This is a genomic window from Agrobacterium sp. SUL3, from assembly GCF_001263295.1.
Lineage (GTDB): Bacteria > Pseudomonadota > Alphaproteobacteria > Rhizobiales > Rhizobiaceae > Agrobacterium > Agrobacterium tomkonis.
Window position 1 is genome coordinate 19,440 of the sequence record NZ_KQ414522.1, and the last position, 17,867, is coordinate 37,306.

A 17,867-nucleotide genomic window follows, 5' to 3' on the forward strand; every position below is an offset into this window, starting at 1 on the left:
CGCGCGGTGGCCATCCGTTAGTGCGCATCCATGACCTTCGCCACAGCTTCATATGTCGCCGGCTTATCCTCTGGCAGCAGAGTGGAGCCGAGATCGATGCCGCGATGATGATGTTGTCCACTTATGTCGGGCACGTCAATTTACGCGATACCTATTGGTATATCGAGAGTGTGCCCGAGCTCATGGCGATTGCCGGCAGTCGCTTCGAAGATGCGGCTATCGTCGGAGGCGACCTCGATGACTGACACCGCGCCTTCCTTTCCAACCCTGCTGCAGCGTTTCTTCGTGGATCATCTGCGCCAGCAACGAGCGGTGAGCCCCTGCACGGTCGCGGCCTATCGGGATACGTTCAAGCTACTGCTGGCCTTCGCGGAGAAGCGGATCGGGAAATCCCCGACCGACGTGACCTTGCCCGACCTCAACGCCGACCTAATCCTGGCCTTCTTGGACCACCTTGAGCGTGAACGGGCCAATAGCGTCAGGAGCAGAAACGCCCGCCTCTCCGCCATCCGCGTATTCCTCAAATATGCCGCACACGAGGATCTAACCGCCTTGGCGGTGATTGAGCGCAGCCTCGCCGTCCCGCAGAAGCGGCACGATAAGCCTGTGCTCGGCTATCTCACCCGGCCCGAAGTTCACGCGATCATCAATGCACCTCATCCAAAAACCTGGGCCGGCCGCCGGGACCGAGCGCTGTTCGCGTTCCTCTACAACACCGGCGCACGCGTGTCCGAGGCCATCAACCTTCAGGTCGGCAGTGTCATTCTGGAGACTGCACCGGTCGTTCACCTGCATGGGAAGGGACGGAAGCGCCGAAGCGTGCCGCTCTGGAATGAAACCGCAAGAACCCTAAAGCGATGGATACAGGATCTCCGTGATTGTCGGCCGGACGCGTATCTCTTTCCCAATAGTTCAGGCGGTCGGCTATCCCGCTCCAGCGTAAGGCAACGCCTCGACCTCGCCGTCGATACTGCCGGCCGGGACATTCCATCGGTCAAGGCGAAACCGATATCGCCACATACCTTCCGGCATACGACCGCAATGCACCTGCTGCAGTCCGGCGTCGACCTTACTGTGATCGCGCTTTGGCTCGGGCACGAGGACACAAGCACAACGCATATCTATATGGAGGCCGATCTTGCAATGAAGGAGGAGGCACTCAGCCGGCTTCAGCCGGTCACCGCAACTGGCGTACGCTATCGGCCGCCTGACAAGCTTATGCACTTCCTGCAATCGCTCTGATTATGTGCTGCTTGTCTGCCGGCAGCCGCCCGCTCATCCGGGCAGCTGCTCGTGGGCTGAGCATAATCTAGAACGGCGCATATTCATGCACGATCTCAAGATCGTCTTCGTCATCGAGTTCGTCGGACGGAAGGACGCCGAATTCGTCGCCGGATTTGAACAGGGTGACGGGAACCATGAGAATGCGGGAAAGCGAAAATGCGTGGCTTTGGGCGAGTGCAAGATCCTGTGCCATGTGAGAAACCTCCGTCCGGAGCGGGCCAATCCCGCTCGATGGCTCCTCAAAGGACCGGGGACGGTCGCGATCACCGCGAAGCCGAAGGCGCAAGCGGCGGCAGCTTGCTAGCCGACCCCGATAGTGGGTTGATCGACGGAGATCCGGACATGGTCCAGGACGCCATCCATAAAGAGCGGGATTGGTTTGCTTCGGCGGGAATTGAGGTATCCGGCACAGATCGTTCACGGAAGCCAGCTCAGCATTTGTTGCCGAGCACCTGTCTGACCAGCCCACCAGTCAGCGACGGCCGGCTTTCTCCTGATCGGACAAGGCCTTGAGAACAGCGAAGTCCATCTCAGCGCGTGGCTCTATCCGGGCTATCTCGCTGGCGACTTTCGACCAGTGCCAGAACTCGTCGAGATCACCACTGGACCGGCTATGCAACGCACGGCGCTGTGCTTCGTAGTAGGAGCCGGCTGGATCCGAACTTGCGAGAAGCCTGGCATCAGCCTGCCATCGCCGCCCTATTGCCCGGCGATGTGCGAGCCATCGTGTGAGGAAGTGGATCATCAATCTCTCGAGACCGGTGGCGATATAGGCAAGTTACCACAAACTCGATGGAGAGGCATTAATATATTGATATTCCAACATCTTAGAGAAAATCAGATAATCGTTATTATGGAACAAAGCCGCTATGCTCTTTTGCGGAAGGTGTGTATATTCGCAAGTTTTAGGATGCGGACTCATTAGCTGAGGCGATCCATGTCCTCGTTGCGGCAAGTTTGAGGGCGGCCATGTAATTGTCTGCACGCCGGTCGTATCGTGTCGCAACGCCGCGCATCTGCTTGATACGGTTGAAGAAGCGTTCCACGAGGTTGCGCTGACGGTAGACCCAGCGGCTGAAGCTGAATGTCTGCTTTCGGTTGGCCTTTGCAGGGATGTTCGCCCAGCATTTGCGTTGTTTGGCAAAGTTACGAATTGCGTCGGTGTCATATGCCTTTTCGGCGAGGATCGTCGCGCCGGGCCGTAGGTCGCTCAACAGCTTTTCAGCCATTGGTGCATCGGCGGCTTGGCCGGCGGTGAGTTCCAGCCGAACCGGTCTGCCATCTGCATCGACAAGAGCATGGATTTTTGTCGTCAGGCCGCCGCGCGAACGTCCCATGCAAGGATCGGCAGAGCCCCCTTTTTAGCGTTGGCACCATGCTGGTGAACACGAACACAGGAACTGTCTATCATCACTATGTCTCCATCGTAACGCTTTGAAACGGCGTCTAGAAGACGATCCCAGACGCCTGCCTTACGCCAGCGGGAGAACCGATTATAAAGCGTCGTGCGCGGGCCATAACGCTCCGGCACATCTCGCCAGGACGAACCAGTCCTGAAACGCCACAGGATGCCATTGATCACTCGGCCATCATCGACACGACGTTCAACTCCACGGCTATTGGTCGGCAGGAGTGGTGCGATGATGTCCCATTCTTCGTCGCTCAATTCGTGACGGCGCATGGCAATCTCCTTTTACGGAAATTGAATCACACACCGTCAATAAGATGAACCCAATTTATGGGGACACTGCCTAGTAGGAATATATAGTATGCAAGTGGTCTGCGGATGACAGCGGCGGTCGATGGAGTTGTTATCGGCCGCCGTCGTCCTTCACGGCTTGGCCGGCAATCTTTCGGTTGTCCAAGCGGCGATGTAGTCGAACAGGTTCTTCTGGGAGTTCGCATAGGCATTTTCAGGCCCGCACAGCTTGCAGGGCGCAAAGCCGTGGTTTGCTCCTTCGATGTAAATCAGATCCCGATCCTTGGCGACAGAATGCTCGTAGATCTCTTCGGAGTCGCGGATAAACAGATATCCCGTCATTCCGGCGACTAGGGTCGGGACCGTTATTTTCTCCACGGCGCAGATCGTGGAATTGTTGGAAGAACAATGATCGATACCGTCGAGCGAATTGGTCGAGCGAACCGCTTGCGTCGTCAGGAAGGACGTCAGCGTCAGTTGCTTTGTGCCCTTACCGAAGGAATTTGTCGTCTGCTTGGCGTCGAGTTCCGGCGGGCTGACGGACGTGACAATTTCCTTGACGATGGAAGCGTCGTTTTTGATCAGCTTCTGCGGTGCCCGCGTCTGTCTGAGGGCGATCGCGGTGTCCATGCTATGCAATTGCGATGCACCACCCGGGCCGGCTCCCGGATTTCCGCCATGAGGAATGAAGAAGGCTTCATCATCCGGGTAAGGTCCTTTGCCTTCCTGAATTTTTCGTCTCTCCGCCAATGCCTTGTCGATGAGCGCGTTCATGCGCAGCGACTGTGCCTGATAATACCGTGTCTGGAAATCCTTTGGATAGTGGGAGGATCCCGATGGATTATACCCGTTCTCAGTTGCATATGGATCGAGTTTTGCGTCGAATTTCCCGGGTGTTTCGTCCATGACGGAGCCATTGAGGCTTCGCAGCAGAATGACCGGTACGCCAGGATGGGCGTCGGCCAGAACGATCGCATCCGCCTTGGGAAGGCCGGCCAGATCGTCTCTGCAGGGCACAAGCTTCTTCGGATCCTGACAGAAGGACAGGCCTGCTTCGGCCACCGCCTGATAGAAGCTGAGCGTCGGCCCCCCTCCGCTATGGCCCAGCAGCACGACATAGCGAATACCCGGCTGCTTGCGCAGGAACTCCACCCCAGCCTTGACGTCCAGGGCGATCCGGTCCCAATCGACCACCATCTCGTTGTTGTTGAAGCGGGTATTCATGCAAAGCGCCGCGAACCCGCGCTTCGGCATTTCAGCGCATGTCGGATGGGTCAGATAGTTTGCAGTCCTGTGGATCGCCAAAAAGGCAACCGTCGCCTTGCCGTCTGCCGGCATGTGAAAAATACCGGACGCGGCGCCAAAGCTGACATATTCCGGCGGCGGCGCCGCGAGCGCCAGGTTTGCCGAAAGGCACGCCACGCCGGCGCAAATCAGCGCATAGATGGTTTTCTTCAAAGTCGAACTCCTCCCTCATATGATAGTGATGGTCAAATTTCGCCCCGTATTCCGGGCGATGTTATGCAACGATCCGCAAAAGCTCCCTCGCCATGCGGGCATCCTTATCCTCATTGGCACCGATGGATGTGCCGATCCCGAGATAGCGCTCTGCTATATCTGCAGATCCGGCGAGCGCGGCCGCCGCGCCCTCCATGACCATCTGCCCGTTTTCGATGACATAGCCGCGGTCGGCGATCGAAAGCGCCTGTCGGGCATTCTGCTCGGCCAGCAGAATGGTGATGCCTTCGCCGCGCAGACGCTGGATCAGCTGAAAAATCTCGTTGACCAAAAGCGGCGCCACTCCGAGCGACGGTTCATCGAGGATCAGCAGCCGCGGCCGCGACATCAGTCCACGTGCGATCGCCAGCATCTGCTGCTGGCCGCCGGAAAAATTCCCTGCCACATCGCCGAGGCGATCTTTCAGCACCGGAAAGAACATGCAGACGAATGCCAGCTGGCTCTCGATATCCATCGACAGTCGCGACGGCACACTGTAGGCGCCGAGCCGCAGATTTTCGAGGACCGTCATGCCGCCGAAAATCTGTCTGCCTTCGGGAACATGCGCAATACCGAGCCGGAGCCGGTCCGATGCTGAAAGGCCCTTGACCGACTTTCCATCGAAAATCACTTCGCCCTGCATGGGCGTCAGGATTCCCGACACGAGTTTGGCAATCGTGCTTTTACCGGCACCGTTGGATCCGACCAAGGTTGCGATCTCACCGGCATCCAGGGACAGAGTAATCTTGTTCAGCACACTCGCGCCGGTATAGCCCGCGGAAACGCCTTTCAACTCAAGCAGCGGCATTCTGCTCCCTCCCCAGATATGCTTCGATGACCTGCGGGTTTCTCTGAACCTCCGCGGCCGAACCAGCGGCGATGACCCTGCCGGCGTCGAGAACGACCACGTGATCGGCGACATTCATGACCAGTGACATATTGTGTTCCACCACCAGGATCGAGATTCCGGCAGCGCGGATCGCTCTCAGAAGGGCGGCCAGTTCCTCGGTTTCCGTGTCGTTGAGACCTGCGGCCGGCTCGTCGAGACAGAGAAGCCGGGGGCTGCCCATCACGGCGCGGACGACTTCCAGCAACTTCTGGGCACCCATAGGCAAGTCCACGGCATGCGCATCCTTGAAGCGCTCGAGGCCGACGATTTTCAGCATCGCCAATGCCTGGGACCGGATCCTCATCTCTTCGCGCCGGCTTTCCGGGCTCCACAGCATCTGGCCAAAATCACTGCTTTTAATCAGGCGATGGCGACCGACCATGACGTTTTCCAGAACAGTCAGACCCGGAAAGACACGTGCCGACTGGAATGTCCTGATCAGGCCGAGATTGGCGATGTCCATGGGGCTCCAACCGGCAATCTGCTTTCCAAAAAATGCAACGGTTCCTTCGTCGGGCGGGAAAATGTTGGTGATCAGATTGAAAACCGTCGTTTTCCCTGCACCGTTGGGTCCGATGAGCGCCGTGATGGAATTCTCCTGTACGGAGAAATTCACGCCGTCGGTCGCCTTCAGCCCGCCGAACTTTTTCGATAGACCGTCCACTCGCAGGATATCCGTGCCGTTCGGCTGTTTTAGATCCTGGCTCATTGAGCACCTCCTTCCGCCAGTCCCTGGCTGTTCGCGACGGTTTTCGGGGTCGACACGCGGCTCATCGCGTGCGCGATAACGCCGTACATGCCGCGCGGCAGATAGAGGAAACAGAGGATCAGCAGCGCCCCGCTGAAGAAGGTCTTGTACATCGCCAGCGGCTGGAAGATCGTCGGCAGCATTGTCAAAAGCACGCTTCCGAACACAGGGCCGACAAGCGTCCCTTCGCCGCCGATGACGAGCATCGAGACCAGTTCCAGCGAGCGTGCCGTCCCCACCATTTCAGGAGCGAGGAAGTTGAAGGAGTAAGCCAGAAGACTGCCGGAGATCGATGCGAGAGCGGCGCTGATCATGAAGACGGCCAGCTTGTAGCGGACAATGTTGATACCGAGCGCGCTGGCCGCCATCTGGTCAGACCGTATCGACTGCAGGGCGCGGCCGAAACTCGTGCGTAACGCACCGAAGAGGCAGAAAAGCACCACGACATCGACCGCGACAACCAGGAAGTACATGGACATCGGCGTATCGAAATACAGGGGACCGACCGAGAAGGACGGGATCCCGACCATCCCCGACGGTCCACCGGTGATGTCGATGAAACCGATGGCGCAGGAATCGATGAGCAGTCCGAATGCCAATGTCGCCAGTGCCAGATAGAGACCACGCAGCCGCAATGTCACGATCGACAGCACCAGGGCGGACAGAAGCGACAACATGACGCCCGCCGCAATACCGAAGACAGGCTCTATCCCGTAATTGATCGAGAGATACCCGGCCGTATAACCGCCGATCGCCATGAAACCGGCCTGGCCAAGGCTCACCTGTCCCGTATAACCCATCAGCAGATCCAGGCCGATCAAGGCAAGGAAAATGATCGCGGCAATGGTCAGGCTCGAGATATACGCAGCCGGAATGACCAGCGGGACGACAACGGCGATGACGATGCCGACTGCGGCGGCGATCCAGGCGGTTTGCGGCGCGAGCCTCGTGAGGTGACCCCAGACTCGCGGTTCCTCGCGAACGTCTTGCCGGCGGGTAATCTTGGACGGGATAAGACCGGTCGGCGCATAGATGAGGATAAACAGCAGCAGGATCAGTGCGATGGCGTTGCTGAACAGTGACGAAACGTAGGCCGTTGCAAACTGGGTGACCAGTCCGAGAAAGAGACCTCCGACGATCGCGCCGGGGAAGGACGAGATACCGCCGATGACCACCGCGATGAAGCCGGATATGGTGAAAAGCTGTCCGGTATTGAATTGCAGCGTAGTCGTCGGAGCGACGACCACGCCGGCCACCGCCGCAATCAGTGTCGCCAGCGTGAAGCTGAGCAGCGTCATGCGCTTGACGTTGATACCCATCAGCGCGGCGGCGGATGGGTTTTCCGAACAGGCGCGCAGGGCCTTGCCGACCTTCGTCCGGGAGATCACGAACCAGACCGCCAGGAAGATGACAATTGCCGTGCCAATGATCCAGAACGTTTGCGTCGTGATCCTCAATCCGCCGATTTCGAGCGGCTGCTCGCCAGAGAATGCGGGAACAGAATAGGGCTGGCTTCCCCAAACGATGAGCGAGAAGCCTTCGATCAGCGTCAGGATGCCGACCGTCAGCATCAAAACGTTTGCATTGGAAAGCTTCTTCAACGCGGGTACGAAGGTGAACCATCCGATCGCCAGTCCTACGACCGTCGTTCCTCCCACCGCGCACAGAAGCGCGATGGGAAGGGGAAGGCCTAGTCGCTGGCTGAATGTGTAACCGGCGAGCGCCGCGAGAACTGCAAACCCGCCCTGCGACAGGTTTACGACCCCCGTCACGCGGTAGATCAACGAAAATCCGAGGGCGATCAACGCATAGATTGCGCCCAGCAGAACGCCGCCTACGAAAATCTGTAGGACTTCAGCCATGGTGGACTCCGAGTTTCGACTGGTATTACTTGAGCGGAGTTCCGCCTACGTCACTGACGGGAACCCAGGTCCCACCGGCGGTGTCCCACCGGGTTATGACGACATTGGATTTGTCCAGGCCGCGCTGGGGATCCCGCTTGAAATCGTAGACGCCGTTGATGCCTCCGAAATCCTGAAGGTTGTTCAGGTAGTTGCGGAGAGCATCGGCATCCGCCTTCGCCGGCATTGCCTTCAAGGCGCTGACGACGAGAAGTGCCGGGTCCCAGGCAAACGTCGAAGGCCCGTCGGGTTTCACGTTCGCCGATTCGAATGCCTTGTAAAAGGCTGCCTTTGCCGCCGCGACCTTCGGAGAAGCGTCGCCCTTTTCAGACTTCAGCCAATGGGGAGCGGGGATATATAATTCCTTCGGCAGAAACGAGGAATATTGCTCCATCTGCGCGTAGGTCATGTTACCGTCGGTAGTTCCTACCGGAACGTCAAAACCCGCATCGCGGATCGCCTTGAAAATCGTCCCGATCGGTGCGCCTGTGGACCATGCGATCACTGCGTCGGGATTGGCGCCCTTGATCCTTTGAACCAGTGCGCTGGCGCTGACTTCTGTCGGGTTGAATTGCGCTTCGGCAACGATCTTGATGTCGGACAGATCGCCCTTGCCCACGGATGCGGTAATATTCTTGTAAGCGTCCTGCCCGGTTGCGTCCGTGGAGGTTATCAGCCCGATATTCTTCCAGCCCCGGTCGCGGAAATATTTGAGCAGTCCTTCCGCCAGGCCCTTGGTGGAGACACTCGAACTGAAGACGAACTCTCCCGGCTTGGGATTCATCGACGGGGAAAGACAGTACAGAACCGGGCCGCTTCGAACCAGCGGACCCATGGCGTTGCAGAGGCCAGACACGGCCGAGCCGATAATGACCGGCGGAGCCCCAGCCTTGATGCTATTGACCAGCTGCACCGCGATCTGAGGGCTGGATTGGTCGTCGTGGAAGACGAACTTGATCTGTTTGCCATGCACTGTTTCGGTGGCTGCAGCCTTTTCGTAAAGTTGCAGGGCCTGTTGTTCGGCCTTGCCGAGAAAGGCACCGCCTCCGGTAAGCGGCAGGACCACATTGATGTCGAGTGTCTCCGCCTGTGCGATGTGCGCACCCACAGATACGGACATGGCTAGCGTTGCAAAGATAGTCTTAACCAGACCCAAAACCAAAACCTCCCTTAAATCGCGATCAATTTTTTCACGGGCATTTCGCTCCTCTGCGAATGCGTGGGTAAATTCTTAGATATCTTAGGATTTGTCAAGGATCAATTTCTGCCGGCCATATCGACAGAGAAGTTCAAAATAGCCGCGATCTTTTCCTGCTACGGACCTAGTAAATGCCCCAATTTTTTAGGTTTCGGCACAACCTTGGCGTATCGTTTGATATCTAATTATCTATGGTTGATGCCTGTCTTCGCGTGATTGCTATCGACACATGCTCATGTGATAGTGAGGACAAATGGAGTTTCTTAGGTATGAAAGCTGATACGGCTCAAAACGCCGATCTCGTCGCCGGCTCGGAAGAGCAAGTCGCCCTGCCGTTCGCCGCAAGCTTAGGTTACCAGGTGCGCCTGACTCACAGGCTTATCCAGAAATATCTTCAGCAGCGGATCGAGCCATACGGCGTATCGCTGGGAATGTGGTATTTTCTTCGAGCCCTATGGAACGAAGATGGATTAACGCAAAAACAGTTGTCGCTGATCGTTGGAACCATGGAGCCGACAACTCTTTCCGCGATCAAGGCGATGGAGCAGAACGGATTGGTCAACCGCAGTCGCAACAGCGAGGACAAGCGCAAGATCAACATTTTTCTTACCGAGCGCGGCCATAAACTGAAGCATGAGCTGATGCCCATCGCAAAAGAGGTCGTTGGTGCGGCAGCTTCCGGGTTCACCGAAAGGGAGATCCAAATGTTGATGCAATTCCTTGGTGCCATCCAGGCCAATATGACGACGAAGATTCAGCCTGAAGTCGCCACCTAACGTTCTTCGTTTCCTAAGTGAAGACGAGTTGCCAAACGCCGAATCCTGCCGGATTTCATGGCTACGCGGCACTGCCGTTCTAAATTTTTGCAGAAAAAGCCCCACCTACCCCTGTTCTTATCCCCAGAACTAACTTAGCTTTCTAAACATTGACCTGAAGTGGCTAAAAGGGCCAGCGAAAGCGTCAGAACCTTCCCCTGTAGAGAACCAATCAATGTCAATTGCAGCCGCCTCCAGTTCCGCAAGAGTGAATGCCAGATGTAGCGGCTTTCTGATGGTCAGGGCATGACCGGAGAGATTCTGGCGTTCATCTCTGCGTTATGTTTTGCGTTGGGCAGTATTGCGATTGTCAACTCGTCGAGGAAAAACGACAACGGTCTCCTTCTGTCCGTTGTTCTGACCGGCGGTTTCGCGCTCATTGCCTGGGCGTTTCTTGGGCGGCCGTTTTTCTCGGCCGACATTCAGGAGCATTTCTGGCCGGCGATTGCCTGGTTCGCCGCAGCCGGCATATTTTCGACGGTATGGGGGCGCACCACGCTCTACAGGTCGGTCCAATTGGCCGGCGTGGTCCGGGCGACGACAATCCGGCGGCTGACGCCATTCTTCTCCGCTCTCTTTGCGTGGCTTGTCCTGGCGGAAAGCCTGTCAGTCCCCGCCATGCTCGGAATGGCTGCGCTGGGCGCGAGTTTCGTCATGCTCTATTTCGACAATCGTAAGCTGAGCGCCGATTCCATCTCGAAAGAAGATCTGTCCCGAGGCTGCATGCTGGCTCTTCTGTGCGCGATGACCTATGCGGTCAGCTATGTCGTTCGCCGGAGCGGCCTTTCTCTCATGCCGGACCCCTATCTCGGTGCATTTGCCGGGTCGTTAGCTGCATTAGTTTACTATCTCGTCGGGATGACGGGGCTCGTCGGGATGGTGGGGCGCGCGGGGGGAGAGCGCAGGCGCTTTTCGTTCCGTTCCCTCGACAGACCCCAGCTTGCCGCCGCCTCGCTGATTTCCCTGGGCCAGGTCATTCAGTTCGTGGCCCTGAGCCATACGACGGTCGCACGGGTCGCCGTGGTCAACTCGATAGAAATATTCCTGTCGACCTATCTCGCGGTGTTCATCTTCAAAACGGAAAAGTTTCCGTCGATGCTTGCCGTGTTGGCAACGGCACTGGCCACTGTTGGGCTGGTCGTCGTGGCCGCAGGATGAGGAGTTTCGGGACTGGATCCCGCGCCGACGCCCGCCTGTCTGCCGGGTGCGCTTGGAGCAGCTGGCGCGCCGGATCCAGCCTGAGGGATGAACGCGCAGCTTTCCGATCCCGGTCAATCTGGAGATATCATGGTTACGGCCCCCCAACGTCTTAATATCGGGCATTTGGCCTTCGCCATCCTGCCGCCGCTCTTCTGGGCGGGCAATTTCTTTCTTGCTCGCGCTTTCCGCGATGATATTCCGCCCTTCCAGATGTCGTTCTGGCGGTGGCTGATAGCCTTTTTTCTGCTCCTGCCTTTCGTGTTGCCGAAACTGCGCCAGAATCGCGATCGGCTCAGGCGAGAATGGCTTTGGCTTTCTGCCCTGGGCATCGTCGGCGTTACAGCGTTCAATTGCTTCATCTACGTTGCACTGCATCACACGACGGTGGTCAATGCCGCGCTGATAAACTCGCTCATGCCGGTCATGACGCTTGTTTTTGCTTATATTTTCCTGCGCGTGCGGATCGCTGGGCTGCAAGTCCTCGGCGTCGCGCTGGCACTGACCGGGGCCGTCGTCATTATAGCGCGTGGCAATGTCCACATACTTTCCGCCCTGGCGCCCCAGTATGGCGACATTCTCGTCTTTCTCGGCATGAGCGCATGGGCCCTCTATACCGTGCTGATCCGCTGGAAGCCGACTGCACTCGATCCGCTGGTCTTTCTGTTGACGACAATAGGTTTCGGGGTTCTAGGCCATATGCCCATTGCCGTCTGGGAGGCGGCCGTCGTCGGCACCATGACGGTGAGTGCCGGAAGCCTTCTTGCACTGGTCTATTTCGCCATCTTCCCCTCGCTGCTGGCCTACATATTCTGGAACCGGGCCGTCAGGAGTATCGGGCCGGCACGGGCGTCTCTGTTCATGTATCTGATGCCATTGTTTGCAGCCGGGCTCGCGATCATATTCCTCAACGAAAGCCTTCAAGCATACCATGTCTTCGGCATGGCGATCATCGTCGCCGGCTTGACGATGTCCATGCGCGCTTCAGCGCCGGCGCCGGCTAAAGGCCTGCCTGATCGACAACCGCAACGCGGCTGACACGACGGTTCGGGCCATACAATGCGAGCTGGAACTGCCGGGCCAGCCGACAGCGTCGGCCCTCAATCATGACATCGCACGAATCATGAAGCCCGCGCCGTCCTTCGACGACGCGGGCTTCAATTGGACAAGACGCGAAGCGCCGTTATGCGTCCCTACTCTGCCGCGAGCGGCTGATCGGGGTCTACCAGCGTGCGCCAATCCACGGATTTCGGATAGACGCCTTCACGCGAAGCGATCAGCGCCTGCGGAAGCCGGGGGGCATCCGTGCCGATCGCGCTGCCGCCGGCTGCAACTTGGCGGGCCGCGTCCACCATCAGTCGCCGGAATTCGACGATTGCGAGATCTGATGCGCCGAGGACGTCGTTCGTCCGATCGACGATCGGGCCCATGCCGACCCACATCGCAATATCCTGGTTGGGAATACCCTTGATGCCGGTGAAGTTACCGAGTTTCATGGCCTGCCGGTCCTGCAGAAAATTGTTTTCCCGGGTCCGATGGGTTTCCCACCTGTCATTGAGGTGGATGCCTTTCTGGGCATGGTTGAACTTCCGCCAGTCCTCGGTGCTCGGGCAGTCCGTGCCGCCCCAGGCTATGAAGTGAAACGCTGTCGTGACGTCGTCAATCGGCACGATGACGCTGGCGACGTTATACGAGCTGTTCGGCGGGATCAGGGAGTAATACGGCGCCACGAATTCAGTGATGCGCAAATAGTTGTGGGTATCAGCACCCTTGATGGGACGGCGGATGGCTGCATAGTGAAAGCCGTAGCTGGTCGTCTGGGTCTGCATTTTCGGCGACTTGTCGGTCGACGGCCGATACCATGACTTGTCGTCTGCCGCCGCGCCTTCGACACGGGCTGGCACCATGTCCGACGAGTGAAGGCTGGAAGAGTGGGCGCTGTCGATCTGGCCCTCGTGGATTTGAGCCCAGTTGCACGGGATCCTGATTTTCAGGATCGAAACCTGTGTACTTTCCGTCGGCGCGAATGCAGGGGGATCGAATTCCGGAACCTGCTCCTTGTCGCCGAACCAGGCCCAGACGAATCCGCCCCATTCCTTGACGGGGTAGGAGCGATGCTTGACCTTGTTCATCAACGGGCTGCCTTCCGGCTCGGAGGACATCGCGACCACGTTGCCGTCCACGTCCATCTTCCAGCCATGATAGAGGCAACGCAGGCCGCATTCCTCGTTGCGCCCGTACAGAAGCGAGGCGCGGCGGTGAGGACATAATTCGTCAAGCAGGCCAAGCCTGCCGTCGGTGTCGCGGAAGGCGACATATCGCTCGCCAAGGACTTCGACCAGCAACGGCGTACCATCGCGCTCGGCAACTTCCTCGATCAGACACACGGGGGTCCAGTGCTGACGCATCAGCTTTCCCATCGGCTTGTCCGCAGATACCTGCGTCAGAACATCGTTTTCTTCGGGAGTAAGCACGGCTACGGTCCTCCAAGTTAGCTTTCTAAGGAAATTATCACTGCATGAGCCATCTCGTCTAGACCTTGACAAAAAATAATTAGGCATCTAAGTAAACCTCCGTGGCCGCCGGGTCGGCGTGACAGGGATGCAAGAATGACTGAAGATGCAAACGCGCGTGCTATGAAAGTGATTGGCCGCCGCGATCTCACCCCTTACATTACCGAATTTTCGCTCGTTTCGACGGATGGGGCTCCGCTGGAGACCTATGGGCCGGGGGCTCACGTCACGGTCGAAACCCCCTCGGGCGCGATGCGTCGCTATTCGCTCGTCGGCGACGGCCTAAACCCGGAACGCTATCTGATTGCCGTGAAACGTGAACGTGAATCGCGTGGCGGCTCATCATCGATGCATGAGCAGGCGCAGGTCGGCACGACCATTATGGTTCGGCCGCCGGAGAACAACTTTACCCTGAAGTCCGCTGCGAAATATCTGTTGATCGCCGGAGGCATCGGCGTGACGCCGATTTATTCCATGGCGTCTCGCCTGGCGGCGGAGGGCAAGGATTTCGATATCATATACTGTTCGCGGAACGCACAGGAGGCTGCCTATCTCCCGGAGATGAAGGAGGCTTTCGGTCGTCGGCTTAAGATCCATCACGATGACGGCGATCCGGCCAAGGCCTACGATTTCTGGGACCACTTTGTCGATATAAAGAACATGCACGTATATTGCTGCGGGCCAAAGCCGCTGATGGACGAGATTGTGTCGATCTCCGGCCACTGGCCCGAAGGCCGTGTGAATTTCGAGGACTTCAAGCCCGTGGAGGTGGTTCGCGTCGACGACGTCGCCTTCGACGTTGAACTTGCAAAGTCGGGGAAAACGGTGTCCGTCCCAGCGGACAAATCCATCCTTGAAGCGGTTCGCGAGAGCGGTATCAAGACGACGAGTTCCTGTGAGAGCGGGACCTGCGGCTCGTGCAAGTGTCGCCTTCTTGCAGGAGACCCCGATCATCGGGACATGGTTCTGATGGACGACGAGAAAGACGATTTCATCATGATATGCGTCTCGCGCGCGAGGACCGGAGGCTTGGTCCTTGACCTTTGACGAGGCTGCTGCATCACCTGTGCGCATCGGCGTCGCAGGCTTGGGAAGGGCGTTCGTCCTGAGCCGGACAGCCTTTGTCGAAGACCCGCGGGTTCGACTTGTCGCAGCCGCCGAACCGCGGGAGGTATCGCGACAGGCTTTCCTCCGGGAATTCGGAGGCAGGGCTTACGAAACGATAGACGACCTCTGTGCCGATCCAGAGGTCGAGTTGGTCTATATTTCGACGCCGCACGAAATACATTTCGACCATGTTTGCAAGGCGGCTGCGGCCGGCAAGCACGTGCTGGTCGAAAAGCCGCTTGCCATCTCGCTGTCCGACGGCATTCGCATGACGGATGCCTGCGCCGCGGCCGGCGTACACCTTCTTGTCGGCCCCAGCCATAGTTTCGATACGCCGGTGCAAATGGCGCGCGCAATCATCCTCAGCGGAGAATTCGGCCGCGTTCGGCTCATCAACGCCTTGAATTACACGGATTTCCTCTATCGCCCACGCCGCCCGGAAGAGCTTGACACCGCCCGCGGCGGCGGTGTCGTCTTTTCACAAGGTGTGCATCAGGTCGATATCATCCGCCTGCTCGCTGGCGGCCTGGCTCGGCAAGTTTGCGCCTATACAGGAAACTGGGATTCGGAACGGCCGACGGAAGGCGCCTATGTTGCCCAGATTGCGTTCGATGGATGCATCGCGTCGATGACTTATTCCGGATACGGCTTCTTCGACAGCGACGAATGGATGGACGGCTTCGGCGAGCTGGGCGCCCGTAAGGACATGCAGGCTTACGGGAATGCCCGTCGCGCCCTCAAGGCACGCGGCGCTGCGAGCGAGATGGACCTCAAGGCGGCCCGTACCTACGGTTTGCCCGACAAGCCTTCAAGCCCTGAAACATACGAGCATTTCGGCCCGATCATCGTATCCCTGGAGAAAGCCGATCTGCGGCTGACCCCGGAGGGACTGCATGTATATGCAGAAGATCGGAGGGAATTCCGGCCGGCGCCACCCTTCCGGTTTTCCCGGTCCGAAATGACCGCTGCGATCCATTCCGCAGTCCGGTTGGGACGCCCGCCCGCACAGAGTGGCCGCTGGGGACTGGCAAGTCTGGAAGTATGCCATGCGATATTGAAATCGGCTGCGTACAACGCACCCGTAAGACTGGAACATCAAGTGGGAGCGAATGACCATGTCTGACCTGAATTTGTCCCTGGCTATGGGGAATTACGACCGCACCCGTCCGATCTATGACGGGCTCGTCAAGATCGACGGCGTCGATCCGACCTGCATGCTGCTGTCGCCGGAGGAGATGTTCTTCCGAGCCTTCCGGCATGCTGCGTTCGACATCAGCGAACTCTCGCTTTCGTCCTACTCGATCTCGGTGGCTCGCGGGGCCTCGCAATACATCGCCATCCCGGTCTTTCTGTCGAGAGCCTTCCGTCACACTTCGATGTATATCCGCAAGGACCGCGGCATCGACAGTCCGGCAGCGCTGCGCGGCCGCAGAATTGGCATTGCGGAATACCAGCTGTCGGCCAATGTCTGGTTCCGTGGTATCCTGCAGGATGAATACGGCGTGCATCCCTCGGAGATAGTCTGGGTGCGCGGCGGCATGGATACGCCCGGCCGCCCGGAGAAGATCAAGGTCGATCTGCCGTCTGATATCAGGGTTGTCGATGCGCCGGAAGGCGACACGCTGAATGCGATGCTGGAGAGAGGCGATATCGACGGCTTCGTCGGCCCTCGCTCGCCGCGCTGCTTCGATCAGGGCAATCCTGCGATCGGAAGGCTTTTCCCCGACACGATCGCTGAAGCGGAAACCTATTTCCGTAAGACCAGGATATTCCCGATCATGCATGTTCTCGGCCTGCGGCGGTCGCTGGCCGAGACGCATCCCTGGCTTCCCGGCGCCCTGCTCAAGGCGTTCAACCGTGCCAAGTCGCTTGCCGAGGAAGCGCTGATGGATACATCTGCAACCAAGGTGACCATGCCCTTCGTGGAAGACAGCCTCAGCCGCGCCCGCGCTTTGATGGGACCGGACATCTGGAGCTACGGCCTGCAGCCCAACCGGCACGTGCTGGATACCTTCCTGCGCTATCATTACGATCAGGGCCTGTCGCCGCGTCTTGTCTCGGCCGATGAGCTTTTCCATCCCGCAACGACCGAAGCCTATAGCCTCTAGGGCACAGGCATCATAACCGAGACGAGGAAAACCAGATGCAATTCAGCCCTGGCGACGTGGTCGAGATTTCCACCCCCGAAGGCCTGGCCTATGTACAGGTCACCCATACGCATGTCGCCTATCCCGAGGTCGTGCGTATCCTGCCTGGCATCTATAAAGATCGCCCCGCGCTTGCCGTCCTGTCCTCCGCAAAGACAAGAAGCGTGGTGATGATGCCATTGGGTGGTGCGCTGCAACACGGAAAGATCGAAGGTGCCAGGATCGGGACGGCGGAAATTCCGGCTCCGGACAAGAAGTTTCCCACCTTCAAGATGCCGATCCGCGGCAAAAAGGGAGAGATCGTTTACTGGTGGCTGTGGGAAGGCGAGGGTTTGACCTATACGCTGGAGGACGATCCGCGTCTTCAGAACGCCTCTCAGCGCGAAGTGCCGACACTGCAGGACTTCCTGTCTATGCTCGGTTGATGGTTGAGCCGAGAGCGAGTCCTGTCGGTCCCCGATTGTCCTCGGGTGCCGCCCACTGCTGACCGCTTCCTGAGCGCGAATGCCCTCGAAGCATAGCACCGTCGCGTGTCTGCGACCGCCGTGCTGAAGCGGAACAATCCGCTGGCCGGCCTCACCTACCCCTCGAACAAACTCGTCGCCCAATTTGTCAACAGGTCAGCTGCCCGCTCCTGAAGATCGAATTGACCGCCGAGGAAATGGTTGGCGCCTGCAATGATTTCGAACCGGCCTCGCCCCGCTGCTGCATCGACATAACGTCGCACGGCGTTGTCACGTTGTTCGTGGCTTAACGGTTGACGGATAACCGGACGTGATGAGCACGCCGACCATCAGCTACAAGAACCACCGTTTCCCACCGCAGATCATCGCCCATGCGGTCTGGCTGTATTTCCGGTTCCCGTTAAGCCT

Annotated in this window: 18 protein-coding genes and 1 pseudogene; 10 read left to right on the forward strand and 9 right to left on the reverse strand. The window is 58.3% G+C overall.

Annotated features, from left to right (window positions below; translation table 11 throughout):
• Positions 1-20: 20 nt before the first annotated feature.
• Positions 21-245: a site-specific integrase gene (locus AKG12_RS26180; protein ID WP_156316096.1), complete on the forward strand. Its 225-nt coding sequence runs from the start codon at positions 21-23 to the stop codon at positions 243-245.
• Positions 238-1,242 carry a tyrosine-type recombinase/integrase gene (locus tag AKG12_RS26185; protein ID WP_046797637.1) on the forward strand — a complete coding sequence of 335 codons (1,005 nt, stop codon included), beginning with the start codon at positions 238-240 and terminating at the stop codon, positions 1,240-1,242. Before AKG12_RS26180 ends, AKG12_RS26185 begins: the two co-directional genes overlap by 8 nt.
• 67 nt (positions 1,243-1,309) lie before the next feature.
• Here the strand turns inward: AKG12_RS26185 and AKG12_RS30840 are convergent, their stop codons facing one another.
• From AKG12_RS30840 to AKG12_RS26230, 8 genes are all read right to left on the reverse strand, one after another.
• Positions 1,310-1,477, reverse strand: coding sequence for a hypothetical protein (locus AKG12_RS30840; RefSeq protein WP_035227145.1), 168 nt, complete (start codon positions 1,475-1,477; stop codon positions 1,310-1,312).
• A gap of 279 nt (positions 1,478-1,756) precedes the next feature.
• Positions 1,757-2,029, reverse strand: coding sequence for a hypothetical protein (locus AKG12_RS26195; protein WP_046797638.1), 273 nt, complete (start codon positions 2,027-2,029; stop codon positions 1,757-1,759).
• A 160-nt stretch (positions 2,030-2,189) separates the two neighbouring features.
• Positions 2,190-2,971, reverse strand: a protein-coding gene (locus AKG12_RS29795; RefSeq protein WP_225340024.1) for an IS5 family transposase whose coding sequence is annotated in 2 segments (ribosomal slippage) — positions 2,190-2,639 and positions 2,642-2,971 — 780 coding nt in all. Because the reading frame shifts where the segments join, the coding sequence is not laid out codon by codon here.
• A 144-nt stretch (positions 2,972-3,115) separates the two neighbouring features.
• Entirely contained in the window at positions 3,116-4,441 is a 1,326-nt protein-coding gene (locus tag AKG12_RS26210; RefSeq protein ID WP_046797640.1) for an alpha/beta hydrolase family protein, read from the reverse strand.
• A 61-nt stretch (positions 4,442-4,502) separates the two neighbouring features.
• On the reverse strand, positions 4,503-5,288 hold the full coding sequence (locus AKG12_RS26215; RefSeq protein WP_170986361.1) for an ABC transporter ATP-binding protein: 786 nt from the start codon (positions 5,286-5,288) through the stop codon (positions 4,503-4,505).
• Complete coding sequence (locus AKG12_RS26220; protein ID WP_046797641.1) at positions 5,275-6,078, reverse strand: ABC transporter ATP-binding protein; 804 nt, start codon at positions 6,076-6,078, stop codon at positions 5,275-5,277. Before AKG12_RS26220 ends, AKG12_RS26215 begins: the two co-directional genes overlap by 14 nt.
• The gene (locus AKG12_RS26225; protein WP_046797642.1) at positions 6,075-7,979 is read right to left on the reverse strand and encodes an ABC transporter permease; all 1,905 of its coding nucleotides are present in this window, start codon (positions 7,977-7,979) and stop codon (positions 6,075-6,077) included. Before AKG12_RS26225 ends, AKG12_RS26220 begins: the two co-directional genes overlap by 4 nt.
• A 25-nt stretch (positions 7,980-8,004) precedes the next feature.
• Positions 8,005-9,138, reverse strand: coding sequence for an ABC transporter substrate-binding protein (locus tag AKG12_RS26230; RefSeq protein WP_046797643.1), 1,134 nt, complete (start codon positions 9,136-9,138; stop codon positions 8,005-8,007).
• A gap of 347 nt (positions 9,139-9,485) precedes the next feature.
• On the opposite strand from AKG12_RS26230, the gene AKG12_RS26235 reads away from it, so the two are divergent.
• The 3 genes from AKG12_RS26235 (at position 9,486) to AKG12_RS26245 (ending at position 12,266) form a co-directional block, all read left to right on the forward strand.
• Positions 9,486-9,992, forward strand: coding sequence for a MarR family winged helix-turn-helix transcriptional regulator (locus tag AKG12_RS26235; protein ID WP_052760558.1), 507 nt, complete (start codon positions 9,486-9,488; stop codon positions 9,990-9,992).
• 285 nt (positions 9,993-10,277) lie between these two features.
• Positions 10,278-11,189 (forward strand): EamA family transporter, encoded by a 912-nt coding sequence (locus tag AKG12_RS26240; protein ID WP_082118567.1) that lies wholly within the window; start codon positions 10,278-10,280, stop codon positions 11,187-11,189.
• Positions 11,190-11,318: 129 nt separating this feature from the next.
• Complete coding sequence (locus AKG12_RS26245) at positions 11,319-12,266, forward strand: DMT family transporter (RefSeq protein WP_046797652.1); 948 nt, start codon at positions 11,319-11,321, stop codon at positions 12,264-12,266.
• A gap of 155 nt (positions 12,267-12,421) precedes the next feature.
• Here AKG12_RS26245 and AKG12_RS26250 read toward each other — a convergent pair whose 3' ends face one another.
• The gene (locus AKG12_RS26250; RefSeq protein ID WP_046797645.1) at positions 12,422-13,702 is read right to left on the reverse strand and encodes a Rieske 2Fe-2S domain-containing protein; all 1,281 of its coding nucleotides are present in this window, start codon (positions 13,700-13,702) and stop codon (positions 12,422-12,424) included.
• Between the two features lie 135 nt (positions 13,703-13,837).
• Between AKG12_RS26250 and AKG12_RS26255 the strand changes: the two genes are divergently transcribed.
• The 5 genes and pseudogenes from AKG12_RS26255 to AKG12_RS30445 form a co-directional block, all read left to right on the forward strand.
• Positions 13,838-14,788, forward strand: coding sequence for a PDR/VanB family oxidoreductase (locus AKG12_RS26255; protein WP_046797646.1), 951 nt, complete (start codon positions 13,838-13,840; stop codon positions 14,786-14,788).
• On the forward strand, positions 14,778-15,971 hold the full coding sequence (locus tag AKG12_RS26260) for a Gfo/Idh/MocA family protein (RefSeq protein ID WP_137326838.1): 1,194 nt from the start codon (positions 14,778-14,780) through the stop codon (positions 15,969-15,971). The genes AKG12_RS26255 and AKG12_RS26260 overlap by 11 nt, the downstream gene beginning before the upstream one ends.
• Complete coding sequence (locus tag AKG12_RS26265) at positions 15,964-16,956, forward strand: substrate-binding domain-containing protein (protein ID WP_170986360.1); 993 nt, start codon at positions 15,964-15,966, stop codon at positions 16,954-16,956. The genes AKG12_RS26260 and AKG12_RS26265 overlap by 8 nt, the downstream gene beginning before the upstream one ends.
• A gap of 35 nt (positions 16,957-16,991) precedes the next feature.
• Positions 16,992-17,420, forward strand: a complete 429-nt coding sequence (locus AKG12_RS26270) for a hypothetical protein (RefSeq protein ID WP_046797647.1) — start codon at positions 16,992-16,994, stop codon at positions 17,418-17,420.
• A gap of 352 nt (positions 17,421-17,772) precedes the next feature.
• A pseudogene (locus AKG12_RS30445) lies at positions 17,773-17,867 on the forward strand (IS6 family transposase); the annotation flags it as partial.